Here is a 20,545-nt window from a genome sequence, read left to right as displayed (position 1 = left end):
GGGGCTTCGGCGGGTGTGGTGGTGGTCGTCATCTCGTCTCACGCCTCCGTCTTGCCGAGGCCGGGGGTGGCTGCTGTGGGGACGTCGAGTTGTCCGGTATCGCGGAATTCGAGCTGTTTGCGGCGGTCGGCGATGAGGCCCTCGGGCCGGAAGCGCATCAGCAGGACGAGGGCGATACCGAAGAGCAGCAGCTGGTAGTCGGCCATGAACTGGAGCTTGGCCGGGATGAGGTAGAGCAGTGCGGCGCCGGTGAGGGGTCCGCTGACGGTGCCCATGCCGCCGAGGATGACGGCGATGAGGAGGAACGCGGAGTTGGGTGGCGCGGTGTGGACGAACTTGTACGACTCGGGGGTGACGGAGAACTCGACGTGGGCGAGGACGGTGCCGGCCATTCCGGCGAGGGTGGCGCCGAGGGCGAAGGCCATGAGTTTGAGCCGGAAGGCGTTGACGCCCATGGCGCGGGCTGCGACTTCGTCTTCGCGGATGGCGATCCAGGCGCGGCCGATGCGGGAGTTGTCGGAGCGCCGGAAGATGGTGACGACGATGGCGGTGAAGACCAGCATCAGCAGGTAGTAGTTGGCGAAGCGGCCGAGTTCGAAGCCGAGGAGGGTGTGGGGTTCGCCGAGGTTGAAGCCGAAGAGTTCCAGGTCGGGGATGTTGGGGATGCCGTTGGGTCCGTTGGTGACGTTGGGTCCTGAGTCGCCGTCGAGGTTCTGGACGGAGATCCGGAAGATCTCTCCGAAGCCGAGGGTGACGATGGCGAGGTAGTCGCCGTGCAGCCGCAGTGAGGGGAAGCCGATGATCAGTCCGAAGACGAGGGCGACGGCGGCGCCGATGAGTACGGCGGCCCAGAAGGGCACATGGAGGCCGATGGAGGAGGTCTCGGCTCCGGAGACGAGCGCGGCGGTGTAGGCGCCGACGCCGAGGAACGCGACGTATCCCAGATCGAGGATGCCGGCGAGGCCGACGACCATGTTGAGGCCGAGGGCGACGGTCGCGAAGATCAGCACGCTGACGGCGATGTTGGTGTAGGCCTCGTTGCTCTGGGTGAGGGGGAAGAGCAGTGCGGCGACGAAGGCGGCGGCCAGGGTGATGGTGCGGTTCTTGCCGGCCAGTGCGGACAGCCGCCGGGACAGCCCGGCGCGGGCGAGTGCGGGGAAGGCGAAGGCGGCCAGTACGAGGAATCCGATGAAGGGCGGGCCGTCCTCGGCTTCGATGCCGTAGGCGAAGACGTAGAGGCCGGCGGCGCAGGCGGCGCAGAGCACCAGGATCTCGGCCCAGCCGGGTATGGGTGCTGCGGTGCCGGGTGGGGGTGCTTTGAGTGCGTGGGCGAGCCGTTTCCAGGCGCCGGGTTGCTGCTGGTCCGGCCGGGGTTCGTGGGGCAGGTCGGCGGGTAGCGCGAGGGCGCCGATGACGGCCAGCAGGGTGCCGGCGAAGCCGACCCACATGCCGGGTTCGAAGTTGACGATGCCGCCGAGCTGGACGGCGATGGCTGAGGCGGTATACCAGGTGGCGCCGAGGTTGCCGAGGGTCATCAGCAGCAGTGCGCTGTGTCTGCCGCCGGGGGTGAGCCACCGCAGTCCGCGGACGCCTGCGGTGGCGAGCAGCAGCGCGGCGGTGAGGACGGCGGCGCCGAGGGTGAGGAGCTGGAGCCCGGCCGGGTACATGGCGACGGTCAGGTCGCCGGGGAACTCGGCGGTCCAGGTCCAGGGGAGCATGGTGCTCACGAAGGCGACGACGGCCCCGGTGCCGACGAGGACCCGGCCGCGTTTGCGGCTGGTGAGCGGGTCGGTGGCCAGCGGGAGCGGCGGGGGTCCTGCGGTGGGGGTGGCCGCTGAGGCGTCGGCCGGGTGGTCGCTGCCCTGGACGGCGGTGGTGTGCTGAGTGGTCATGGGTATCACGCCCGATCAGCGAGGCGTTCGCCGAGGATGCCTTGGGGTCGTACGAGGAGGACGAGGATGAGCAGGATGAACGCCCATACGTCCTTCCAGGAGCCGCCGCCGAACTGTTCGAGCCCTGGAATGTCGCCGATGTAGGCGGTGGCCATGGCTTCGGCGACGCCGAGGACGAGTCCGCCGACCATGGCACCGTAGATGTTGCCGATGCCGCCGAGTACGGCGGCGGTGAAGGCTTTGAGTCCGGCGATGAAGCCCATCCGGAAGTTGACCTCGCCGGTTTTGAAGCCCTGGGCGATGGCGGCGATCGCGGCGAACGCGGCGCCGATGGCGAAGGCCATCACGATGATGCGGTCGGTGTTGACGCCCATCAGTTTCGCGGTGTCCGGGTCCTGCGAGGTGGCCTGCATGGCGCGTCCGGTGCGGGTCTTGGCGACGAACAGGCCGAGGGCGAGCATGCACACGGGTGCGGAGACGAAGATGAACAGGTCCTCGCGGGAGACGGTGACGAAGCCGAGGTCGAAGTCGCCGCCGCCGATCTGCGGGAAGGGCCGGGCCTTCTTGGCGTCGGGGTAGAAGGCCCAGACGGCCTGCTGGAGCGCGAGGGACAGCCCGATCGCGGTGATCAGCGGGGAGAGCCGGGGGCCGCCGCGCAGCGGCCGGTAGGCGAAGCGTTCGGCGCCGATGGCGACGAGTACGGCGCATACGACGGCGAGCAGGATCATCAGGGGGAGGGCGACAGCCAGCCGTGTGCCGTCGGGCAGCCACAGGTAGGCGGTCAGCGCGCCGAAGCCGCCGATCATGAATATCTCGCCGTGGGCGAAGTTGATGAGCTGGACGATGCCGTAGACCATCGTGTACCCGATCGCGATGAGGCCGTACAACGCGCCGAGTGCGAGTCCGTTCGCCAGCTGATCCGGCAGATCTTGCACCGGGACTCCTTGGGTGTGTCCGATACGGTTGCGCGGGGGCGCGTGCGGCGCCCCCGCGCAACCGAGGTGAGGTCCGGAACGGGGCGTGGGTGCGGATCAGCCTTCCTGGAAGGTGCCGGTCTTCACGGGCTTGTGCTTGCCGTCCTTGACCTCGTAGACGGACAGCTGCTTGTTGGTGGTGTCGCCGTACTTGTCGAAGGAGACATCGCCGGTGACGCCCTCGAACCTGACGTCCTGCATGGCTTCGGTGATCTGCTTGCGGGTGTCGTCGATGGTGTCGGGCAGCTTGCCGTCGTTCTTCTCCACAACTGCCTTGACCGCCTGGATGATTGCCCAGGTGCTGTCGTAGGAGTAGCCGCCGTACGCCTCGTAGGGCAGCTTGTAGCCGGCCGCCTTGTAGTCCTTCATGAACGTCTTGGCGGTGTCGAGGGTCTCCAGCGGGGCGCCGACGGAGGTGGCCAGGTCGCCTTCGACGTTCTTCTTGCCGAGCTTGATGTATTCCTCGCTGTAGAGCGCGTCACCGCCGACGACCAGGGCCTTGGAACCCGCCTTGGTGATCTGTGCGCTGAGCGGGGCGCCGGCCGGGTACTCGCCGCCGTAGTAGACGAAGTCGGCCTTGGACTTGGCGACTTTGGTGCCGACTGCGGAGAAGTCACGGTCGTCGGGGTTGATGTGATCGGTGCCCACGACCTTGCCGCCGAGCTTCTTGAACTCGTCGGTGAAGGTGCCGGCCAGCCCCGCGCCGTAGGTCTTCTTGTCGTCGATGATGTACGCCTTCTTCAGCTTCCGCTTGTTGTAGAGGTACTGCGCGGCGTACGGGCCCTGAACGGCGTCGGTGGTGGAGGTGCGGAAGTAGGTGTCGAACAGCCGCTTCTTCTGCCCCTTCTGCCAGTTGGGGCCCTGGCTGAGCTCGGGGGCCGTGTTGGCGGGGGAGACCTGCACCAGGTGGGCGTTGCCGAAGACCTTCTGCATGGACTGGCCGACGTGCGAGTTGAGGGGGCCGACGACGCCGACGACCTGGTCGTTGCCGACCAGCTTGGTGGCGTTCTGCTGGCCGGTGCCCGCCTGCGCCTGGTCGTCCAGGGACTCCAGTTTGAAGGTGACGCCCTTGACCTCGTCGTTCTTGTTGGCCGTTTTGACGGCCAGGTCGCTGGAGTTCTTGATGCCCTGGCCGAGCGCCGACAGATCGCCGGTGAGCGGGGCGTCGACGCCGATGACGACAGTGGTCTTCTCACCGCTGTCGCCGCCGCTCTTGCCGTCGCGCGAGCCGCACGCTGACAGGGAGAGAGCTCCCACGGTGACGGTGGCGGTGAGTATGAGCAAGGAACGATGACGCACGATCAGTCCTTTCCCCAAGGCCGGCCCGCAGGGAGTGAGGGGCCGTATCGCGCGCCGGGCCGTACAGGCAGTACAGATCGGTGCTTGTCGTGCGCGCCCGGCGGCGCGGACTGGCGGTGACTCTATGACCGTTTCCGTGCTATGGGGCAGATGTCGGATCCATGATGTGACTCTCTTGTTATCACCGTCACGGAACCAACAGGCCGGTGACCGGTTCACACCGACCAGTCCAATATGAGGGAGACGGCGGGCAGTTGTCCCGTCCCGAAGCCGCAGCTGGGTCGGCAGGTCGCCGGTCAGCGCCGCGAAGAGGGTCCGCACACCGTGCGGAACACCCGGTCGAGCGCCCGGGCGTAGCGGTCCCCGAGGATGAAGCTGAGGTCCTGTGACGCGCGCGCGTTGCGCAACGTGATGTCCAGGAAGGGGAGTCGTGCCCGTACCGGCAGGTCGCGGCAGGAGGTGACCCGCGCCCTCACCCACACCGGCTCGGCCCGCTCCGGCCGCACCATCACGGCCTGCGCCGGGTCGAGCTTCATGGTCAGCGCCTGGTACTCCTGGCTGATCCGCCGCACCAGCACCGGGTCCTTGGTGACCGCCCGCAACTCGATCCGGAAGCTGCGGTTCCTGGCGTCCACATCCAGGATGCGTACGAAACCGATCCGCGTACTGTGCACCGGGTACGGCACCTTGTGCCGCGCCGTATGCGCCGGCCGGCTCTTCCCGGGCCCGGCCGGCAGCACTGAGACCGCCGCCCCTGCGAGGAGGGCACAGCCGACGAGGGCGACGAGCAACTGCCGGCCACGCCGCGGCAGCGCGTCCCACCGCTCGGACAGCCCGGGCCTGTCACCACCGCCACTGAGAATGTCCCCCATGCGGGGACGTTAGCGCTGGACGGGCGCCCCGTCAGGGGCGCTGCCTCTCAAGGGGCGCGGGGAACTGCGCGACCAGCCACAGCCGACCCGCAGCCAGCGACGAGGGGAAAGGGGCACCCCCTTCCCCGGCCCCCGCAAGCGACTTACGCGTCCCGCAACAGACAGGTGAGCCGGGCCGAACACACCCGGCGCCCCTGCTCGTCGGTGATGACCACCTCGTAGCTGGCCATCGTCCGCCCCCGGTGCACCGGCGTCGCGACGCCCGTCACCAACCCGGAACGCGGCCCGCGATGGTGAGTGCAGTTCAGGTCCACGCCAACGGCGGCCCTCCCAGGGCCGCCGTGCAGCATCGCGCCGACCGACCCCAGGGTCTCCGCGAGCACCGCGGAGGCTCCACCGTGCAGCAGCCCGTACGGCTGGGTGTTGCCCTCCACGGGCAGCGTGCCCACCACCCGCTCGGGCGCCGCCTCCAGGATGTCCAGGCCCATCCGCTCGCCGAGCTTTCCGGCCGAGAAGAGCGCGGGCAGGTCCACGCCCGAACCCGCCCACTGGTCCAGGACCTCCTGCGGGAACCTGGTCGTGGTCTGCTCACCCATGCGCCGCTGCTCCGATCATGCGCTGTTCAACCGGCCGGTCCGAGCTTAAGCCCGTCCGGGCGTCACTCCGCCGCTGAGGGAGTGAGCCTGATCACGATGGACTTGCTGGCGGGGGTGTTGCTGGTGTCCGCCGTCGCATCGAGCGGGACGAGCACATTGGTCTCCGGGTAGTACGCGGCGGCGCAGCCCCGTGCGGTCGGGTAGTGGACGACGCGGAACCCGCGCGCGACCCGCTCGCGCCCGTCGCTCCATTCGCTGGTCAGGTCGGCGTACGAGCCGTCGGCGAGCCCGCAGGCCGCCGCGTCGTCGGGGTGGACGAGCACCACACGGCGGCCGTTCTTGATGCCCCGGTAGCGGTCGTCGAGCCCGTAGACGGTGGTGTTGTACTGGTCGTGCGAGCGCAGCGTCTGCAACAGCAGCCGCCCTTCGGGCAGCTCGGGGTACTCCACCGGCGCAGCAGTGAAGTTGGCCTTCCCCGTGGCTGTGGGGAAGCGCCGCTCGTCGCGCGGAGCGTGCGGCAGCGCGAACCCTCCTGGCCTGGCCACCTTGGCGTTGAAGTCCTCGAAGCCGGGCACCACACGGGCGATACGGTCCCGGATCAGCCCGTAGTCCCCCTCGAAATCCTCCCAGGGGATGGCGGTCGCCTCGCCCAGCACGGCCCGTGCCAGCCGGGCCACGATCGCGGGCTCCGACAGCAGTTGCTCACTGGCAGGGGCCAGCCGCCCGCGCGAGGCGTGCACCATGCCCATGGAGTCCTCGACGGTGACGAACTGGTCACCGCCCCGCTGCCGGTCCCGCTCGGTGCGGCCCAGCGTGGGCAGGATCAGCGCCCGTGCGCCGGTCACACAGTGCGAGCGGTTCAGCTTGGTGGACACGTGCACGGTCAGCCGCGCCCGGCGCATCGCCGCCTCGGTGACCTCGGTGTCGGGGGAGGCGGCCACAAAGTTGCCGCCCATCGCGAAGAACACCTTCACCTGGCCGTCCCGCATCGCGCGGATCGCCCGTACGACGTCGTAGCCGTGCTCGCGCGGCGGGGCGAAGCCGAACTCGCGCTCGAGCGCGTCCAGGAACGCGGGCGCGGGGCGCTCGAAGATGCCCATCGTGCGGTCGCCCTGCACATTGCTGTGCCCGCGCACCGGGCACACCCCGGCGCCGGGGCGGCCGATGTGGCCGCGCAGCAGCAGGAAGTTGACCACTTCGCGGATGGTGGGCACCGAGTGCTTGTGCTGGGTGAGTCCCATTGCCCAGCACACCACGGTGCGCCGCGAGGCCAGCACCATGTCCAGGGCGCGCTGGATCTCGCCGCGCTCCAGCCCGGTGGCGGCCCGCGTCGCCTCCCAGTCGCCGGTGCAGGCCGCCGCGAACTCCTCGAAGCCGTGTGTGTACTCCCGTACGAAGTCCTCGTCGACGGCGTCGTGCTCCAGGATCAGGCGGTTCAGCTCCCGGAAGAGCGCCTGGTCGCCGCCGAGCCGGATCTGCAGGAACAGATCGGTCAGCGGGGTGCCGCCCGCGGCCAGCCCCTTGGGGGTCTGCGGGTTCTTGAACCGCTCCATGCCCGCCTCGGGCAGCGGATTGACGGTGATGATCTTCGCGCCGTTCGCCTTGGCCTTCTCCAGAGCGGAGAGCATCCGCGGGTGGTTGGTGCCCGGGTTCTGTCCGGCGACGATGATCAGGTCGGCCTGGTACAGGTCCTCCAGCAGCACGCTGCCCTTGCCGACGCCGAGCGTCTCGGTCAGTGCGGAGCCGGAGGACTCGTGGCACATGTTGGAGCAGTCGGGCAGGTTGTTGGTGCCGAACTCGCGGGCGAAGAGCTGGTAGAGGAAGGCGGCCTCGTTGCTGGTGCGGCCCGAGGTGTAGAAGACCGCCTCATCGGGTGACGTGAGCGCCTTCAGCTCCTCGGCGATCAGCGCGAAGGCGTCGTCCCAGCTGATCGGCTCGTACCGTTCGCCGCCCTCGGGCAGATACATCGGCTCGGTCAGCCGCCCCTGCTGCCCCAGCCAGTACCCGGACCGCTCGGCGAGGTCGGTCACCGGGTGCGCGGCGAAGAAGTCGCGGGTGACCCGGCGGGTGGTCGCCTCCTCGGCGACCGCCTTGGCGCCGTTCTCGCAGAACTCCGCCGCGTGCCGTTTGTCACCCTCGGGCCATGCGCAGCCCGGACAGTCGAACCCGTCCTTCTGGTTGACGCGCAGCAGCGTGAGCGCGGTCCGCTTCACCCCCATCTGCTGCCGCGCAACCCGCAGCGAGTGCGCCACGGCGGGCACTCCCGCCGCAGCATGTGCCGGCGCCCCCACCTGGGGAGCGTCCTGAACCGGGTCCGTGGAGGGAGCCTTCCGCGTCATAACACCTGATGGTGCCACCGATCCCGGCCTGGTGGGCAGGGTGTCCCCACCGGATTTCGTCCACCCTCCGCCCCGCCGGAGGCGACGGGAGACCGGGCACGGCAGACCGGGCACGGCGCAAGCTGCCCCCGCATTGTCAGACCCGCATGCGAGGATCGGCACGTGGCTAAGAAGGCAGCATCGAAGACGGCACCAAAGGCAACCCCGAAGGCGGGGGGCGGCGGCGAGGCGCAGCCCCGCCTGATGCTCATGGACGGGCATTCCCTGGCATACCGGGCATTCTTCGCGCTCCCGGCGGAGAACTTCAACACCACCACGGGCCAGCCAACCAACGCGATCTACGGCTTCACGTCGATGCTCGCGAACACCCTGCGTGACGAGGCCCCCACCCACTTCGCCGTCGCCTTCGACGTCTCCCGCAAGACCTGGCGCTCCGAGCAGTTCGCCGACTACAAGGCGAACCGCTCCAAGAGCCCCGACGAGTTCAAGGGCCAGGTCGAGCTGATCGGCGAGCTGCTGGACGCCATGCAGGTCCGCCGCTACGCGATCGACGGCTATGAGGCGGACGACGTGATCGCCACGCTCGCCACCCAGGCCGAGGCCGAGGGCTTCCACGTGTCGATCGTCACCGGTGACCGGGACACCTTCCAGCTCGTCAGCGACAACGTCACGGTGCTGTATCCGACCAAGGGCGTCTCGGAGCTGACGCGCTTCACCCCCGAGAAGGTGTACGAGAAGTACGGCCTCTCCCCTGAGCAGTATCCCGACTTCGCCGCGCTGCGCGGCGACCCGTCCGACAACCTGCCGGGCATCCCCGGGGTAGGGGAGAAGACGGCCACCAAGTGGATCAACCAGTTCGGCTCCCTCGCCGAGCTGGCCGAGCGGGTGGATGAGGTCAAGGGCAAGGCCGGCGACAATCTCCGCGCCCACCTGGAGTCCGTCCTGCTCAACCGCCGGCTGACCGAGCTGGTCCGCGACGTGGCGCTGCCGGACCGCCCCGAGGACCTGGTGCGCGCTCCGTACGACCGCGAAGCGCTCGCCGTCATCCTGGACACCCTGGAGTTCCGCCACCAGAACTTCCGCGACCGCCTCTTCGCCGTGGACCCGGGCACCGCAGCGGAGGCCGAGGAGCCCCCCACCGCCGAGGGCATCGAGGTGGACGGCGCCGTCGCGGGAGCCGGTGAGCTCGCCCCCTGGCTGGAGCAGCACGGCGCCGCCACGCTCGGGGTGGCCACGGTCGACGTGTGGAAGCAGGGCAGCGGCAGCGTCAGCGAGATCGCACTGGCCACCGGCGCAGGTCCCGCCGTCCGGTTCGACCCCGCTGAGCTGACCGAGGGCGACGAGCAGGCGTTCGCCGCCTGGCTCGCCGACGCAGGACGCCGCAAGGTGATGCACGACGCGAAGGCGCTGATGCGGGTCTTCGCCGACCACGGCTGGCAGGTGGACGGCGTCTGGATGGACACCGCACTCGCCGCCTACCTGGACAAGCCGGGCCGTCGCTCCTTCGCGCTGGACGCGCTGTCGGTGGAGTATCTGGGCCGTGAGCTGGGCCCCACCGCCGAGGCGGACGGGCAGCTGGCGCTCGGGGTGGACGAGCAGGCCGAGGCGCAGGCCCTCATGGTCAAGGCCCGCACCATCCTCGACCTGGGCGGCGCCTTCGAGGAGCGCCTCGAACAGGTGGGCGCCGCCGATCTGCTGCGCGAGCTGGAGCTGCCGACCTCCGAGGTGCTCGCCCGGATGGAACGCGCCGGCATCGCGGCGAACCGCGAGTGGTTCACCGGCCTCGAGCAGCAGTTCGCCGACGCGGTGCAGCAGGCGGTCGGCGAGGCGCACGCCTCGGTGGGCCACGAGTTCAACCTGGGCTCGCCCAAGCAGCTCCAGGAGGTCCTCTTCGGCGAGCTGGGCCTGCCCAAGACGAAGAAGACGAAGACGGGCTATACGACGGACGCGGACGCGCTGGCCTGGCTGGCGGCCCAGACCGACCACGAGCTGCCGGTGATCATGCTGCGCTACCGCGAGCAGCAGAAGCTGCGCACCACCGTCGAGGGCCTGATCAAGACGATCGCCCCTGACGGCCGGATCCACACCACGTTCAACCAGACGGTCGCCGCCACCGGCCGGCTCTCCTCCACCGACCCGAACCTGCAGAACATCCCGATCCGTACGGACGAGGGCCGCGCCATCCGCCGTGGCTTCCGCGTCGGCGAGGGCTTCGAGTCGCTGATGACGGCCGACTACAGCCAGATCGAGCTGCGGGTGATGGCCCACCTGTCGGAGGACGAGGGCCTGATCGAGGCGTTCACCTCGGGCGAGGATCTGCACGACACGGTGGCGGCGCAGGTCTTCAGCGTCGAGAAGACCGCAGTCGACCCGGAGATGCGCCGCAAGATCAAGGCGATGTCATACGGACTGGCGTACGGGCTCTCGGCGTTCGGCCTCTCGCAGCAGCTGGGCATCACCCCGGACGAGGCGAAGAAGCTGATGGACACCTACTTCGAGCGCTTCGGCGGGGTGCGGGACTATCTGCGCCGCACCGTCGAGGAGGCCCGCGCCACCGGCTACACGCACACGATCATGGGCCGCCGCCGCTATCTGCCCGACCTGACCAGCGACCACCGGCAGCGCCGCGAGATGGCCGAGCGGATGGCGCTCAACGCACCGATCCAGGGCACCGCGGCCGACATCGTCAAGGTCGCCATGCTCAAGGTCGACGCGGCGCTGCGGGCGGCTCAGCTGCGCTCCCGGATGCTGCTCCAGGTGCACGACGAGATCGTGCTGGAGATCGCACCGGGGGAGCGGGAAGAGGTCGAGAAGCTGGTCCGCTCCGAGATGTCCACCGCCGTCTCGCTGCGGGCACCGCTGGATGTGTCCGTCGGCGTCGGGCTCGACTGGGAGTCCGCAGCACACTGAACCCGGCCGGGAATCCGCCGGGTGCTGAAACCGTCCCGGCGGACCCGGGCGTCTGCTGAGTCGGACAGCAACGTCCGGGCGCCCAGTGGGGCGTAGCGGGCGTTGCCAACGGGCGTTCGTCCGGGGAACGTTGCGGAAAAGTGGGGCAAACACCGGGAAAACCGGCCGCGAAAGCGGGTCAGAAGCGCCAGAAGTGGCCGATGGCCGCTGACTTGGGGCACGGCTCTGCCGTAAGGTCACGGTGATTGCGTCCGAAGGGGAGAGGACGGGGACTACCTATGGCGCGAAACCGGGGCAGGCACGCCGCACAGCGGGCAGCCACCGCAGCGGCGGGACACCGGCGTCGCAGCGGGCTTCGCAGCACGAGATACCGCAGGGGCCTGGGCGGCACCGCGATCGCGGCCGTCGTCATGGCCGCGCTGACCGCATCCCAGGCACCGGGAGTGGAGCTCGGCGGCGATCACCACAACGGACGCTCGGGCGCCGCGGGCGACCCGGCGCCGGGCGACGACAGCTACGAGACGGAGCTGCCGCCGCTGGAGTCCCCGCACCCGCCCGGCACTTCGGAGCCCGGCGGCTCGGGCGACAAGTCCGGCATCCCGGCCTCGGTGCTGGCCGCGTACAAGAAGGCCGCCAAGTCGCTCGCCTCCCGCACGCCGGGCTGCGGCCTGCGCTGGGAACTCCTCGCGGGCATCGGCAAGGTCGAGTCGGGGCACGCCCGCGGCGGGGCCGTCGACAAGGACGGTACGACGCTGCGCCCCATCCTCGGCCCGGTGCTCAACGGGGAGGGCTTCGCGAACATCAAGGACACCGACGGCGGCCGGTGGGACAGCGACTCCAGCTACGACCGCGCGGTCGGCCCCTTGCAGTTCATCCCCTCCACCTGGAACCGCTGGGGCGCCGACGGCAACGGCGACGGCCGCAAGGACCCCAACAACGTCCACGACGCCGCACTCGCAGCGGGCGACTACCTGTGCGCGGGCGGCCGCGATCTGTCGACCAGCGCAGGGCTGGACAGCGCGATCCTCAGCTACAACAACTCCAGCGACTATCTGCGCACTGTTCTGGCCTGGTACGAGTACTACCGCAAGGGCACCCACGCGGTGCCGGACGGCGACGGCTCGCTGCTGCCCACCGCACCCGGCGTGCGTGAGCCGGGCGGCGGCCCGGACAAGGGCTCGCCGGGTCGCGGCGGAAAGGGCCCCGGCAAGGGCGGCGGTCACCACAGCAACAAGCCCGGCAGGCCCGGCAACGGCGGTGGCGGCAACGAGGGCGGCGGCGGTCACGAGAACCCCAGCCCGAGCCCCAGCCCCGAGCCGGCAAAGCCGCACGCCATCGAGCGGGTCGGCGCCAAGGACTTCACCGCGGTCGCAGGCGAGAAGTTCGCAGCGCGCCCCGCGGTCAAGGCCGAGACGTCCAAGGGCACGGGCGTCAAGGGCGTCAAGGTCCGTTTCGAGATCCGCGGCGAGACCGACGCGACGTTCGAGGGCGGCGCCAGGACCGCGGACGTCACCACGAACGCGGACGGCGTGGCCACGGCGCCCACCCTCTCGGCCGGCAGCAGGACCGGCTCCTTCACGGTGCGCGCGACGGCTCCCGGCAAGGACCTGGGCACCGTCGACTTCGCCGCCTCGGTCACCGCGCCGCAGGCCGACAAGCTGGCCCGCACCAGCGATGTCGCGCTGGAGGCCGACAAGAACGCGAAGTTCGCCCAGGCCGTCGAGGTCAAGGCCACCCGCAAGGGCAAGCCCGTCGCCGGCACCACCCTGACGGCGGCGCTCGACGACACGGCCAAGGGCCCGTACTTCAAGGACGAGGACGGCAAGCCCGTCCGCAGCCTCGCGGGCCTCAAGACGGACGCCAACGGCGTCGTCAAGCTCCCCGACCTCTTCGCCGACGACCAGCCCGGCACCTACACCCTGACCCTGAAGGCCGACGGCGGAGCCACCCTCAAGATCCAGCTCACCATCAAGGGCTGAGCGCCCGCCGCGGGCCCCGCAGGGTCCTCGACCGCCCCCGGAGCGTGCCCGCTCCGGGGGCGGTCCGCTGTGCGAGGGCGCTGGGGGCGGCCCAGGACCGGAATGACGGATCGCACGGTTCCCATCCCACGCGGGCGTTGCTACCGTGCGCGGGAATTGACGGGGCGTCAGGTCCGCCTCCCCCCCCCCGCCCGCAGTCGGACGGCCACCGGAAGAGGTGAAGCCAGCGCATGCGTGCCCTCATCGCCGCCGGGATCGGACTGGCCGCCGCGTTCGCGCTCGTCCTCGCAGTCACCGCGATCGGCGCCCCGCCCGGCGAGACCTCGAAGAAGCCCCTGCACACCACCGTCCCCGCACACCCCTAGCAGCGGCAGGAGACAGCATGCGCAGGAGAGCGAGCCTGATCCTCCTGGCCCTCGCGGTGTTCTTCGCCGCGCTCTCGCCCCTGATCCGCTGGTACGCCTTTCCCCGCCTGGCGAAGGTCCCGCCGAGCCAGTACCAGGACATGGTCCTTGAGGCGAAGAACGCCACTCTCCTCGACTACGCCACCATGAAGTCGAAGAAGGTGCCCAAGGTCAGCATCGTGCAGACCCTGAAGGGCAATGTGCGGGCGGCGAAGAAGGTCAAGGAGCGTACGGGCCGCGACGTCGTCGTCTGGGACACCCTCAGCTATGTGGCCGACGACAAGGGGAAGCTCGTCTCGCGCATCCCCGAACGCTACGTATTCGACGCTCACTCCCAGGAACCGGTGCACGCGGGCGGCGAACACGTCGACGGCGAGCCGGTGCGCCGCCAGGGCATCGAGTACAAGTGGCCGTTCCTGACCGAGAAGCGCGACTACGCCTACTTCGACTTCCAGACCCGCACCTCGGCGCCCATCCACTACAAGGGCACCCGCACCGTCCGCGGCATCGAGACCTACTACTTCGAGCAGACCATCCCCTGGACCAAGGTCCCGGTCCCCAAGAAGCTGGCCCTGGGCGCCACCCCCGAGACCGTCGAACAGATCGGCCTGGAGCGCTGGTACACCACCAAACGGATGTTCTGGGTGGAGCCGGCCACCGGGGCACCCGTGGACGGTCAGGAGATCCACAAGGAGGAGATGCGCTGGAAGGACAAGCCGGGCAAGAAGCCGCTCACCGCCTTCGCCGGGCATGTGAAGATGCGCCCGGACTACCAGGACGCGACGGTGGACCTCGTCTCCTCCCAGCGGCAGCTCGTTCTGCTGATGACCGCCTATCTGCCCTGGGGCTTCCTCACCCTGGGCGGCGTCCTACTGGCCGCCTCGCTCACCCTGGAGGCCCGCACCCGCCGCGGCACCTAGGGTCGCGTGCCGTCCCGCCGGACTGGCCTTACGGGGGGGCGCGTTCCGCCGGGTGCTCACGCGCGCGTGCACACGAAAATGGCGGTCCCGGGCACCAGCCGGCCACGCAGCGGTGACCAGCCGCCCCAGACGTGCTGGTTCCACTCGGGCCATTCCGGCTCGACCAGGTCGTCGAGCCGGAAGCCGGCGCCGACCAGCTCCCGCACCCGGTCCCCCAGGGTCCGGTGGTGCTCCACGTACACCGTACGCCCCGCGGCGTCCTGCTCCACATACGGCGTGCGGTCGAAGTAGGAGGCGAGCACCGTCAGCCCGTCGGAGCCGGGCTCGTCCGCCAGGGACCAGCGCAGCGGGTGGGTCAGCGAGAAGACCCACCGGCCCCCGGGGCGCAGCACCCGGGCCACCTCGGCGAACACGCGTTCAGGATCGGCCACGAACGGGATCGCGCCGTACGCCGAACAGGCGAGGTCGAAGGACCCGTCCGCGAACGGCAGCGCCCTCGCGTCCGCCTCCACCAGCGGAAACCCCAGCTCGCCGCCCTGCCCGTCGCCGATCCGCAGCGCGTGCTGCAGCTGCCGGTGCGCCAGGTCGAGGGCGACAGGGCGCGCGCCCTGGGCCGCCAGCCACCGGGAGCACTGCGCGGCCCCGGCGCCCACCTCCAGCACGTCCAGCCCGCGCAGCTCCCCTGCGGGACCCAGCAGGCCGGCCGTGGCCTCGTCCAGGCCCTCGGGGCCCCAGACGAAGCGGGCGTCGCCGAGGAAGTCGCCGTGGTCGTTCTGGTACTCGTCCGCGTTCCGGTCCCACCAGCCACGGCTGGCCCGGCTGCTCTCCCGGCCGCCGGCCGGACGCCGCACGGCCTCGGCGTCGGCGGGGCCGCCGTTGTGATCACCGTGTGTCAGGGGGTGGACACCCCCGCCGTCCTCGTGCTTTTGTTCCATTGCGTCAGTAGCCGTACTCTCGGTCAGCCGCACTCTCGGTCGGCGTCGGTCCGGGGGTCCCCGGCGAACACCGCGGGCACAACTCCGCCAGTCGTGGGCCGGGTGGTGCCCCCGGAGAAGGGCCATCTGACCTGGCGGAGCGGCGAGTTCTGCCGGGTATGGGAGGTTGCATCCCAGGTGTGCTCTTTCGCGCATTGACCATGCCCAGCGGCCCCCGTATGCTACAAGTTGCGCTGCGGGCCTGCGTGCCTCGGACGGAGCAGGCCGCGCTCGCATCGGCAAGTATGTCCCCTCGGGTTCCCGGCTTTCCAGGCTCTCCGGCTGACTTGCATGTGTGGTGCGATCAAAGGGTCCTCGGCGTAGCAGTACCTACGACTTCATGTCCGTACCGGAGACCCTTTCCCACATGACGAGCAGCACCGAGACTTCCGCCACCACTCCGCAGGTTGCGGTCAACGACATCGGTTCCGAGGAAGCCTTCCTCGCCGCGATCGACGAGACGATCAAGTACTTCAACGACGGCGACATCGTCGACGGCGTCATCGTGAAGGTCGACCGGGACGAGGTCCTGCTCGACATCGGTTACAAGACCGAAGGTGTCATCCCTTCCCGAGAGCTGTCGATCAAGCACGACGTCGACCCGAACGAGGTCGTCGCCGTCGGTGACGAGATCGAGGCCCTGGTTCTCCAGAAGGAGGACAAGGAAGGGCGCCTGATCCTCTCGAAGAAGCGCGCCCAGTACGAGCGTGCCTGGGGCACCATCGAGAAGATCAAGGAAGAGGACGGCATCGTCACCGGTACCGTCATCGAGGTCGTCAAGGGTGGCCTCATCCTCGACATCGGCCTGCGCGGCTTCCTCCCGGCCTCCCTGGTCGAGATGCGCCGCGTCCGCGACCTCCAGCCGTACGTCGGCAAGGAGCTCGAGGCCAAGATCATCGAGCTGGACAAGAACCGCAACAACGTGGTCCTGTCCCGCCGCGCCTGGCTGGAGCAGACCCAGTCCGAGGTCCGCCAGACCTTCCTCACCACCCTCCAGAAGGGTCAGGTCCGCTCCGGCGTCGTCTCCTCGATCGTCAACTTCGGTGCCTTCGTGGACCTGGGTGGCGTCGACGGTCTGGTCCACGTCTCCGAGCTGTCCTGGAAGCACATCGACCACCCCTCCGAGGTCGTCGAGGTCGGCCAGGAGGTCACGGTCGAGGTCCTGGACGTCGACATGGACCGCGAGCGCGTCTCCCTGTCGCTCAAGGCGACCCAGGAAGACCCGTGGCAGCAGTTCGCCCGTACCCACCAGATCGGCCAGGTCGTGCCCGGCAAGGTCACCAAGCTGGTGCCGTTCGGTGCGTTCGTCCGCGTGGACGAGGGCATCGAGGGTCTGGTCCACATCTCCGAGCTGGCCGAGCGCCACGTGGAGATCCCGGAGCAGGTCGTCCAGGTCAACGACGAGATCTTCGTCAAGGTCATCGACATCGACCTGGAGCGCCGCCGCATCAGCCTCTCGCTGAAGCAGGCCAACGAGTCCTTCGGTGCGGACCCGACGGCCGTCGAGTTCGACCCGACGCTCTACGGCATGGCCGCCTCCTACGACGACCAGGGCAACTACATCTACCCCGAGGGCTTCGACCCGGAGGCCAACGACTGGCTGCCGGGCTACGAGAAGCAGCGCGAGGAGTGGGAGCGCCAGTACGCCGAGGCGCAGGCCCGCTTCGAGCAGCACCAGGCGCAGGTCATCAAGTCCCGCGAGGCCGACGAGCAGGCCGCGGCCGAGGGTGCGGCCGGCGGCGGCGCCGGTGCCCCGCAGGGCGGCGGCGGTGCCGGCGGCGGCCAGGGCGGCGGCTCCTACTCGTCCGAGGGCTCGGACGAGGACTCCGGTGCGCTGGCCTCGGACGAGGCGCTTGCCGCGCTCCGCGAGAAGCTGGCCGGCGGCCAGAGCTGACCTCTCGCCACAGCGGCGTAAGCCGAAATCGAGGCCCGCGCCCCTCAGGGGTGCGGGCCTCGCCCCTTTTCAGGGCCGAGGTGCCCTCCGGGAACTGCGTGTCGCCGAGCGCCCCTCCACTGCCGAGCCCCCTCTTCCGCCCGGCACCCGCTTCCGGTCGCGGCGCAAACGGTGGCGGGTCCGCCAGCGGCGGGGAATGCCTCGTAGGGGCACCGGCGTTGAGAGAGGCATGGCACACAAGCGGGAAGCTATGTACGCGTGGGATCAGGCCGGGCTCGAAGCCGTCGACGCGATCATCGGGGAACCGGACAGCGCCGGACTGGTGATGCTGTACCACTTCGAGGGCTTCATGGACGCCGGTGACACAGGCGAGCAGATCGTGGAGCGACTGCTGGAGACCCAGCCGTACCTCACCGTGGCCCGCTTCGACGTCGACCGGCTGCTCGACTACCGCGCACGCCGCCCGATGATGACCTTCCGCCGTGACCGCTGGGTGTCGTACGAGACGCCCCGGCTGGAGCTGCGGCTGATGCGGGACGCGACGGACGCGCCGTTCCTGCTGCTGTCCGGGCCCGAGCCGGACAACGAGTGGGAGGGCTTCACGGCCGCGGTCTGCGAGATCGTGGACCGGGTGCGGGCCAGGCTGTCCGTCACCTTCCACGGCATCCCCATGGGCGTCCCCCACACCCGCCCCGTGGGCCTCACCCCGCACGGCAACCGCACCGACCTGGTGCCGGGCCAGCGGGCCGTCTTCGACGAGGCGCAGGTCCCGGGCAGCGCCTCGGCGCTGACCGAGCTGCGGCTGGCGGAGAGCGGTCACGACGTACTCGGCGTCGTCGCCCACGTCCCGCACTACATCGCGCGCTCGACGTACCCCGACGCCGCGCTGGTCGTCACCGAGGCGATCACGTCCGCGACGGGGCTGGTCCTTCCGCAGGTGGCGCACGCGCTGCGTACGGAGGCGCTGCGGACGCAGAACGAGATCGAGCGGCAGCTGGCCGAGGGCGACGAGGAGCTGGTGTCGGTCGTCCGCGGCCTTGAACAGCAGTACGACGCGGTGGCGGGCGCCGAGACGCGCGGCAACCTGGTGGCCGAGCCGAACGAGCTGCCCTCCGCCGAGGAGCTCGGCGCCGTGTTCGAGCAGTTCCTCGCCGACCGGGAGAGCCAGCAGGGCCCCGGCTCAGAGGGCGGGCAGCCGGACTGACTGCCGGCGCCGCGCGGACGGCCTGTGCGGACGGCGTATAGCGTGTGCGCATGCTGAAGGTGGGCCTGACGGGCGGGATCGGCTCGGGCAAGAGCGAGGTGTCACGGCTGTTCGCCGAGTGCGGAGCGGTCGTCGTCGACGCGGACCGGATCGCACGCGAGGTCGTGGAGCCGGGTACGCCGGGCCTGGCGGCGGTCGTCGCCGAGTTCGGCGAGGAGGTGCTGGCGCCGGACGGCAGCCTCGACCGGCCGCGCCTGGGCTCCCTCGTCTTCGCCGACCCCGAGCGGCTGGCCGCGCTGAACGCCATCGTCCACCCGCTGGTGGGTGAGCGCTCCGCCGAGCTGGAGCGCGCTGCCCGCGACGCCGACGAGGACGCGGTCGTCGTGCACGACGTACCACTGCTGGCAGAGAACGGCCTCGCCCCGCTCTACGACAAGGTCGTCGTCGTGGACGCGGCGCCGGAGACCCGGCTCGACCGGCTGGTGCGGCTGCGGGGCATGGCCGAGGAGGAGGCGCGGGCCCGGATGGCCGCACAGGCGAGCCGCGAGGAGCGGCTGGCCGTCGCCGACATCGTGATCGACAACGACGGCCCACTGGAAAAGCTGGCGCCCCGGGTACGTGAGGTCTGGCAGCAGCTGCACGGTTGAGCCGCGGTTCCCCTGCTGGCCTGCGGTTCCACTGCTGATCTGCGGCTGCCCGATGCGGCGCGGGGCCCCGCCGGGCCGATTTTCGTTCGCTCGGCCCGTGCGCGGGGCATATGCTCCCCAGCCCTCGGTGGGTGCCCGGGGAATGGTCATGGGCAGTCCGATGTTGTGCCGAGGCGAGAGCCGAACGAAGGGCAGTGTTGTGACGAGCGCCGAGACGAACCTCATCCAGTTCCGCGCGGCGGAGCAGCTGCTGGAAGCGCGGGACCCGCGCGGTGCGGTCGACCTTCTGGACAACGTGATCGAAGAGCACCCCGACCACCGGGGCGCCCGCCTGCTGCGCGCGCGTGCGTACTTCCTTCAGGCCCGGCTCCAGTCGGCCGAGCAGGAGTTCCAGTGGGTGCTGGAGCGCGAGCCCGACAACGCGTTCGCGCACTTCGCGCTCGCCCGTACGCTGCAGCGGGCCTCGCGGGACGAGGAGGCCCGCGCTCACTTCAAGCTCGCCGCCGCGCTCAACCCCCGTCCGGACTTCGTGGAGGCCGCGGGCTTCGACAGCTTCGAGCCGCCGGAGCCCGGGGCGACGGACCTCGGCAACTGATCAGCCGGAGCCCGGAGCCGGGCCGGAGCCGGAAGCTCCGGCCCGGCCGTTACGCGTGCGTATGCTCCTCGGCCCAGCGGGCGAGCGCGGCGAAGTCGTCCTCGCGCAGCCCGTGGCGGGGGTCGACGTGGTGGAGGAGGGCGGGCCCGGGATGGTGGGTGCCGACGAACCGGCGCTCCTTCGCGGTCAGCGCGTCGTCCACCCATGCGAACGGCCGCCCGGCAGCCCACGCCACCACGTGCCGGGTCTTGAACAGCAGCCCGTCCAGTTCGGGGACGATCTTCTCCCCCCACTCGACCACCGGCAGCCGGGGCAGTCCCAGCAGCGGTCCGATGTACTCGTTGGCCTCGGCACCCCAGGTGGTCGCCCAGACGAGGTCGTATCCCAGCCCCAGCAGCCGTTCCCCGTGTGCGGCCTTCAGCCTGACGCGCAGCGGATGCGCCTCCCGCCCGGCGGCCTCCCGCCGCGCCACGTAGCTGGGCGGCAGCATCCGGTGGGTGCGGTAGCCGCGTGGACGGCGCGGCCGGCGCGCGGCGAACGGGTTCAGCGGACCGTCCACGTCCAGCATGAGCAGCGGGCGCTGCCGCGCCTCGTCGGTAGCCATCAGCGGGCCCCCGCCGGGCCGGCTGCCGCGGCCTCGGCTGCCGCCGCGACCGCCAGGAGATCGGCTTCGCGGCCGTGCGGGGCCACCAGCTGCAGGCCCACCGGTTCACCGTCGGCGGTCAGCCCTGCGGGGACGCTGAGCGCCGGGTGCCCGGTGATGTTGAACGCCCAGGTGAGGGCCACGCTCATGGTGTCTCCCGGTCCGTCGTGGCCGTGTGGGGGATTGGGGGTGGTCGGAGTGGCGATCAGGTCCACCTCGTTGAAGACGCGGTCCAGTTCGGCGGTGAGGGCTGTGGCGGTGGTGAGGGCCGCGGCGGTGCGAGCGGCCGGCTCGCGGACTGCTGTGTTGCCGTCTGCTGTGTTGCGGTCTGCTGCGTCGAAGGGGGTTGCGCGGAGCGTCTGCCAGCAGTCGGCGGGGTCCGGCAGCCGGATGGGGGTGGGGG

Annotated in this window: 17 protein-coding genes; 8 read left to right on the top strand and 9 right to left on the bottom strand. The window is 70.4% G+C overall.

Annotation, left to right across the window (positions count from 1 at the left end):
* Positions 1 to 38: 38 nt before the first annotated feature.
* From ITI46_RS23610 to ITI46_RS23585, 6 genes are all read right to left on the bottom strand, one after another.
* The gene (locus ITI46_RS23610; protein WP_209241724.1) at positions 39 to 1,892 is read right to left on the bottom strand and encodes a branched-chain amino acid ABC transporter permease; all 1,854 of its coding nucleotides are present in this window, start codon (positions 1,890 to 1,892) and stop codon (positions 39 to 41) included.
* Between the two features lie 5 nt (positions 1,893 to 1,897).
* Positions 1,898 to 2,827, bottom strand: coding sequence for a branched-chain amino acid ABC transporter permease (locus ITI46_RS23605; RefSeq protein ID WP_209241723.1), 930 nt, complete (start codon positions 2,825 to 2,827; stop codon positions 1,898 to 1,900).
* A gap of 96 nt (positions 2,828 to 2,923) precedes the next feature.
* Positions 2,924 to 4,165 carry a branched-chain amino acid ABC transporter substrate-binding protein gene (locus ITI46_RS23600; RefSeq protein ID WP_209241722.1) on the bottom strand — a complete coding sequence of 414 codons (1,242 nt, stop codon included), beginning with the start codon at positions 4,163 to 4,165 and terminating at the stop codon, positions 2,924 to 2,926.
* Between the two features lie 296 nt (positions 4,166 to 4,461).
* Positions 4,462 to 5,037 carry a hypothetical protein gene (locus tag ITI46_RS23595; protein ID WP_209241721.1) on the bottom strand — a complete coding sequence of 192 codons (576 nt, stop codon included), beginning with the start codon at positions 5,035 to 5,037 and terminating at the stop codon, positions 4,462 to 4,464.
* Between the two features lie 143 nt (positions 5,038 to 5,180).
* The gene (locus ITI46_RS23590) at positions 5,181 to 5,633 is read right to left on the bottom strand and encodes a PaaI family thioesterase (RefSeq protein ID WP_209241720.1); all 453 of its coding nucleotides are present in this window, start codon (positions 5,631 to 5,633) and stop codon (positions 5,181 to 5,183) included.
* 62 nt (positions 5,634 to 5,695) lie between these two features.
* The gene (locus tag ITI46_RS23585; protein WP_209241719.1) at positions 5,696 to 7,972 is read right to left on the bottom strand and encodes an FdhF/YdeP family oxidoreductase; all 2,277 of its coding nucleotides are present in this window, start codon (positions 7,970 to 7,972) and stop codon (positions 5,696 to 5,698) included.
* Positions 7,973 to 8,215: 243 nt separating this feature from the next.
* Here ITI46_RS23585 and polA point away from each other — a divergent pair, with 243 nt between their 5' ends.
* The 4 genes from polA (at position 8,216) to pgfA (ending at position 14,185) form a co-directional block, all read left to right on the top strand.
* Positions 8,216 to 10,882 carry a DNA polymerase I gene (gene polA, locus ITI46_RS23580; protein ID WP_247746468.1) on the top strand — a complete coding sequence of 889 codons (2,667 nt, stop codon included), beginning with the start codon at positions 8,216 to 8,218 and terminating at the stop codon, positions 10,880 to 10,882.
* Between the two features lie 278 nt (positions 10,883 to 11,160).
* Positions 11,161 to 12,861 carry a lytic transglycosylase domain-containing protein gene (locus tag ITI46_RS23575; protein WP_209241717.1) on the top strand — a complete coding sequence of 567 codons (1,701 nt, stop codon included), beginning with the start codon at positions 11,161 to 11,163 and terminating at the stop codon, positions 12,859 to 12,861.
* A gap of 230 nt (positions 12,862 to 13,091) precedes the next feature.
* A complete protein-coding gene (locus ITI46_RS23570) occupies positions 13,092 to 13,226 on the top strand; it encodes an SPW_0924 family protein (RefSeq protein WP_209241716.1) in 135 nt (44 codons plus the stop codon).
* A gap of 17 nt (positions 13,227 to 13,243) precedes the next feature.
* The gene (gene pgfA / locus ITI46_RS23565) at positions 13,244 to 14,185 is read left to right on the top strand and encodes a cell envelope lipid trafficking protein PgfA (protein WP_209241715.1); all 942 of its coding nucleotides are present in this window, start codon (positions 13,244 to 13,246) and stop codon (positions 14,183 to 14,185) included.
* Between the two features lie 56 nt (positions 14,186 to 14,241).
* On the opposite strand, the gene ITI46_RS23560 is transcribed toward pgfA, so the two are convergent.
* On the bottom strand, positions 14,242 to 15,120 hold the full coding sequence (locus ITI46_RS23560; protein ID WP_209241714.1) for a class I SAM-dependent methyltransferase: 879 nt from the start codon (positions 15,118 to 15,120) through the stop codon (positions 14,242 to 14,244).
* A 406-nt stretch (positions 15,121 to 15,526) separates the two neighbouring features.
* On the opposite strand from ITI46_RS23560, the gene rpsA reads away from it, so the two are divergent.
* The 4 genes from rpsA to ITI46_RS23540 all read left to right on the top strand — a co-directional run bounded on the left by rpsA (position 15,527) and on the right by ITI46_RS23540 (position 19,499).
* The gene (gene rpsA, locus ITI46_RS23555) at positions 15,527 to 17,053 is read left to right on the top strand and encodes a 30S ribosomal protein S1 (protein ID WP_209241713.1); all 1,527 of its coding nucleotides are present in this window, start codon (positions 15,527 to 15,529) and stop codon (positions 17,051 to 17,053) included.
* A 250-nt stretch (positions 17,054 to 17,303) separates the two neighbouring features.
* The gene (locus ITI46_RS23550; protein WP_209241726.1) at positions 17,304 to 18,257 is read left to right on the top strand and encodes a proteasome assembly chaperone family protein; all 954 of its coding nucleotides are present in this window, start codon (positions 17,304 to 17,306) and stop codon (positions 18,255 to 18,257) included.
* Positions 18,258 to 18,307: 50 nt separating this feature from the next.
* The gene (gene coaE, locus ITI46_RS23545) at positions 18,308 to 18,904 is read left to right on the top strand and encodes a dephospho-CoA kinase (RefSeq protein WP_209241712.1); all 597 of its coding nucleotides are present in this window, start codon (positions 18,308 to 18,310) and stop codon (positions 18,902 to 18,904) included.
* 199 nt (positions 18,905 to 19,103) lie between these two features.
* A complete protein-coding gene (locus ITI46_RS23540; RefSeq protein ID WP_372452049.1) occupies positions 19,104 to 19,499 on the top strand; it encodes a tetratricopeptide repeat protein in 396 nt (131 codons plus the stop codon).
* Between the two features lie 49 nt (positions 19,500 to 19,548).
* Here the strand turns inward: ITI46_RS23540 and ITI46_RS23535 are convergent, their stop codons facing one another.
* Positions 19,549 to 20,103, bottom strand: a complete 555-nt coding sequence (locus tag ITI46_RS23535) for a hypothetical protein (protein WP_209241711.1) — start codon at positions 20,101 to 20,103, stop codon at positions 19,549 to 19,551.
* Positions 20,103 to 20,545: amidase family protein (locus ITI46_RS23530; protein WP_247746467.1), on the bottom strand; the 443-nt coding region annotated here is incomplete at its 5' end. The genes ITI46_RS23535 and ITI46_RS23530, both read right to left, overlap by 1 nt.

This window comes from Streptomyces oryzae, assembly GCF_017676365.1.
GTDB classification, from domain to species: domain Bacteria; phylum Actinomycetota; class Actinomycetes; order Streptomycetales; family Streptomycetaceae; genus Streptomyces; species Streptomyces oryzae.
The sequence above is the reverse complement of the archived record's forward strand: the minus strand, read 5'-3'. Positions and strand labels throughout refer to the sequence as shown.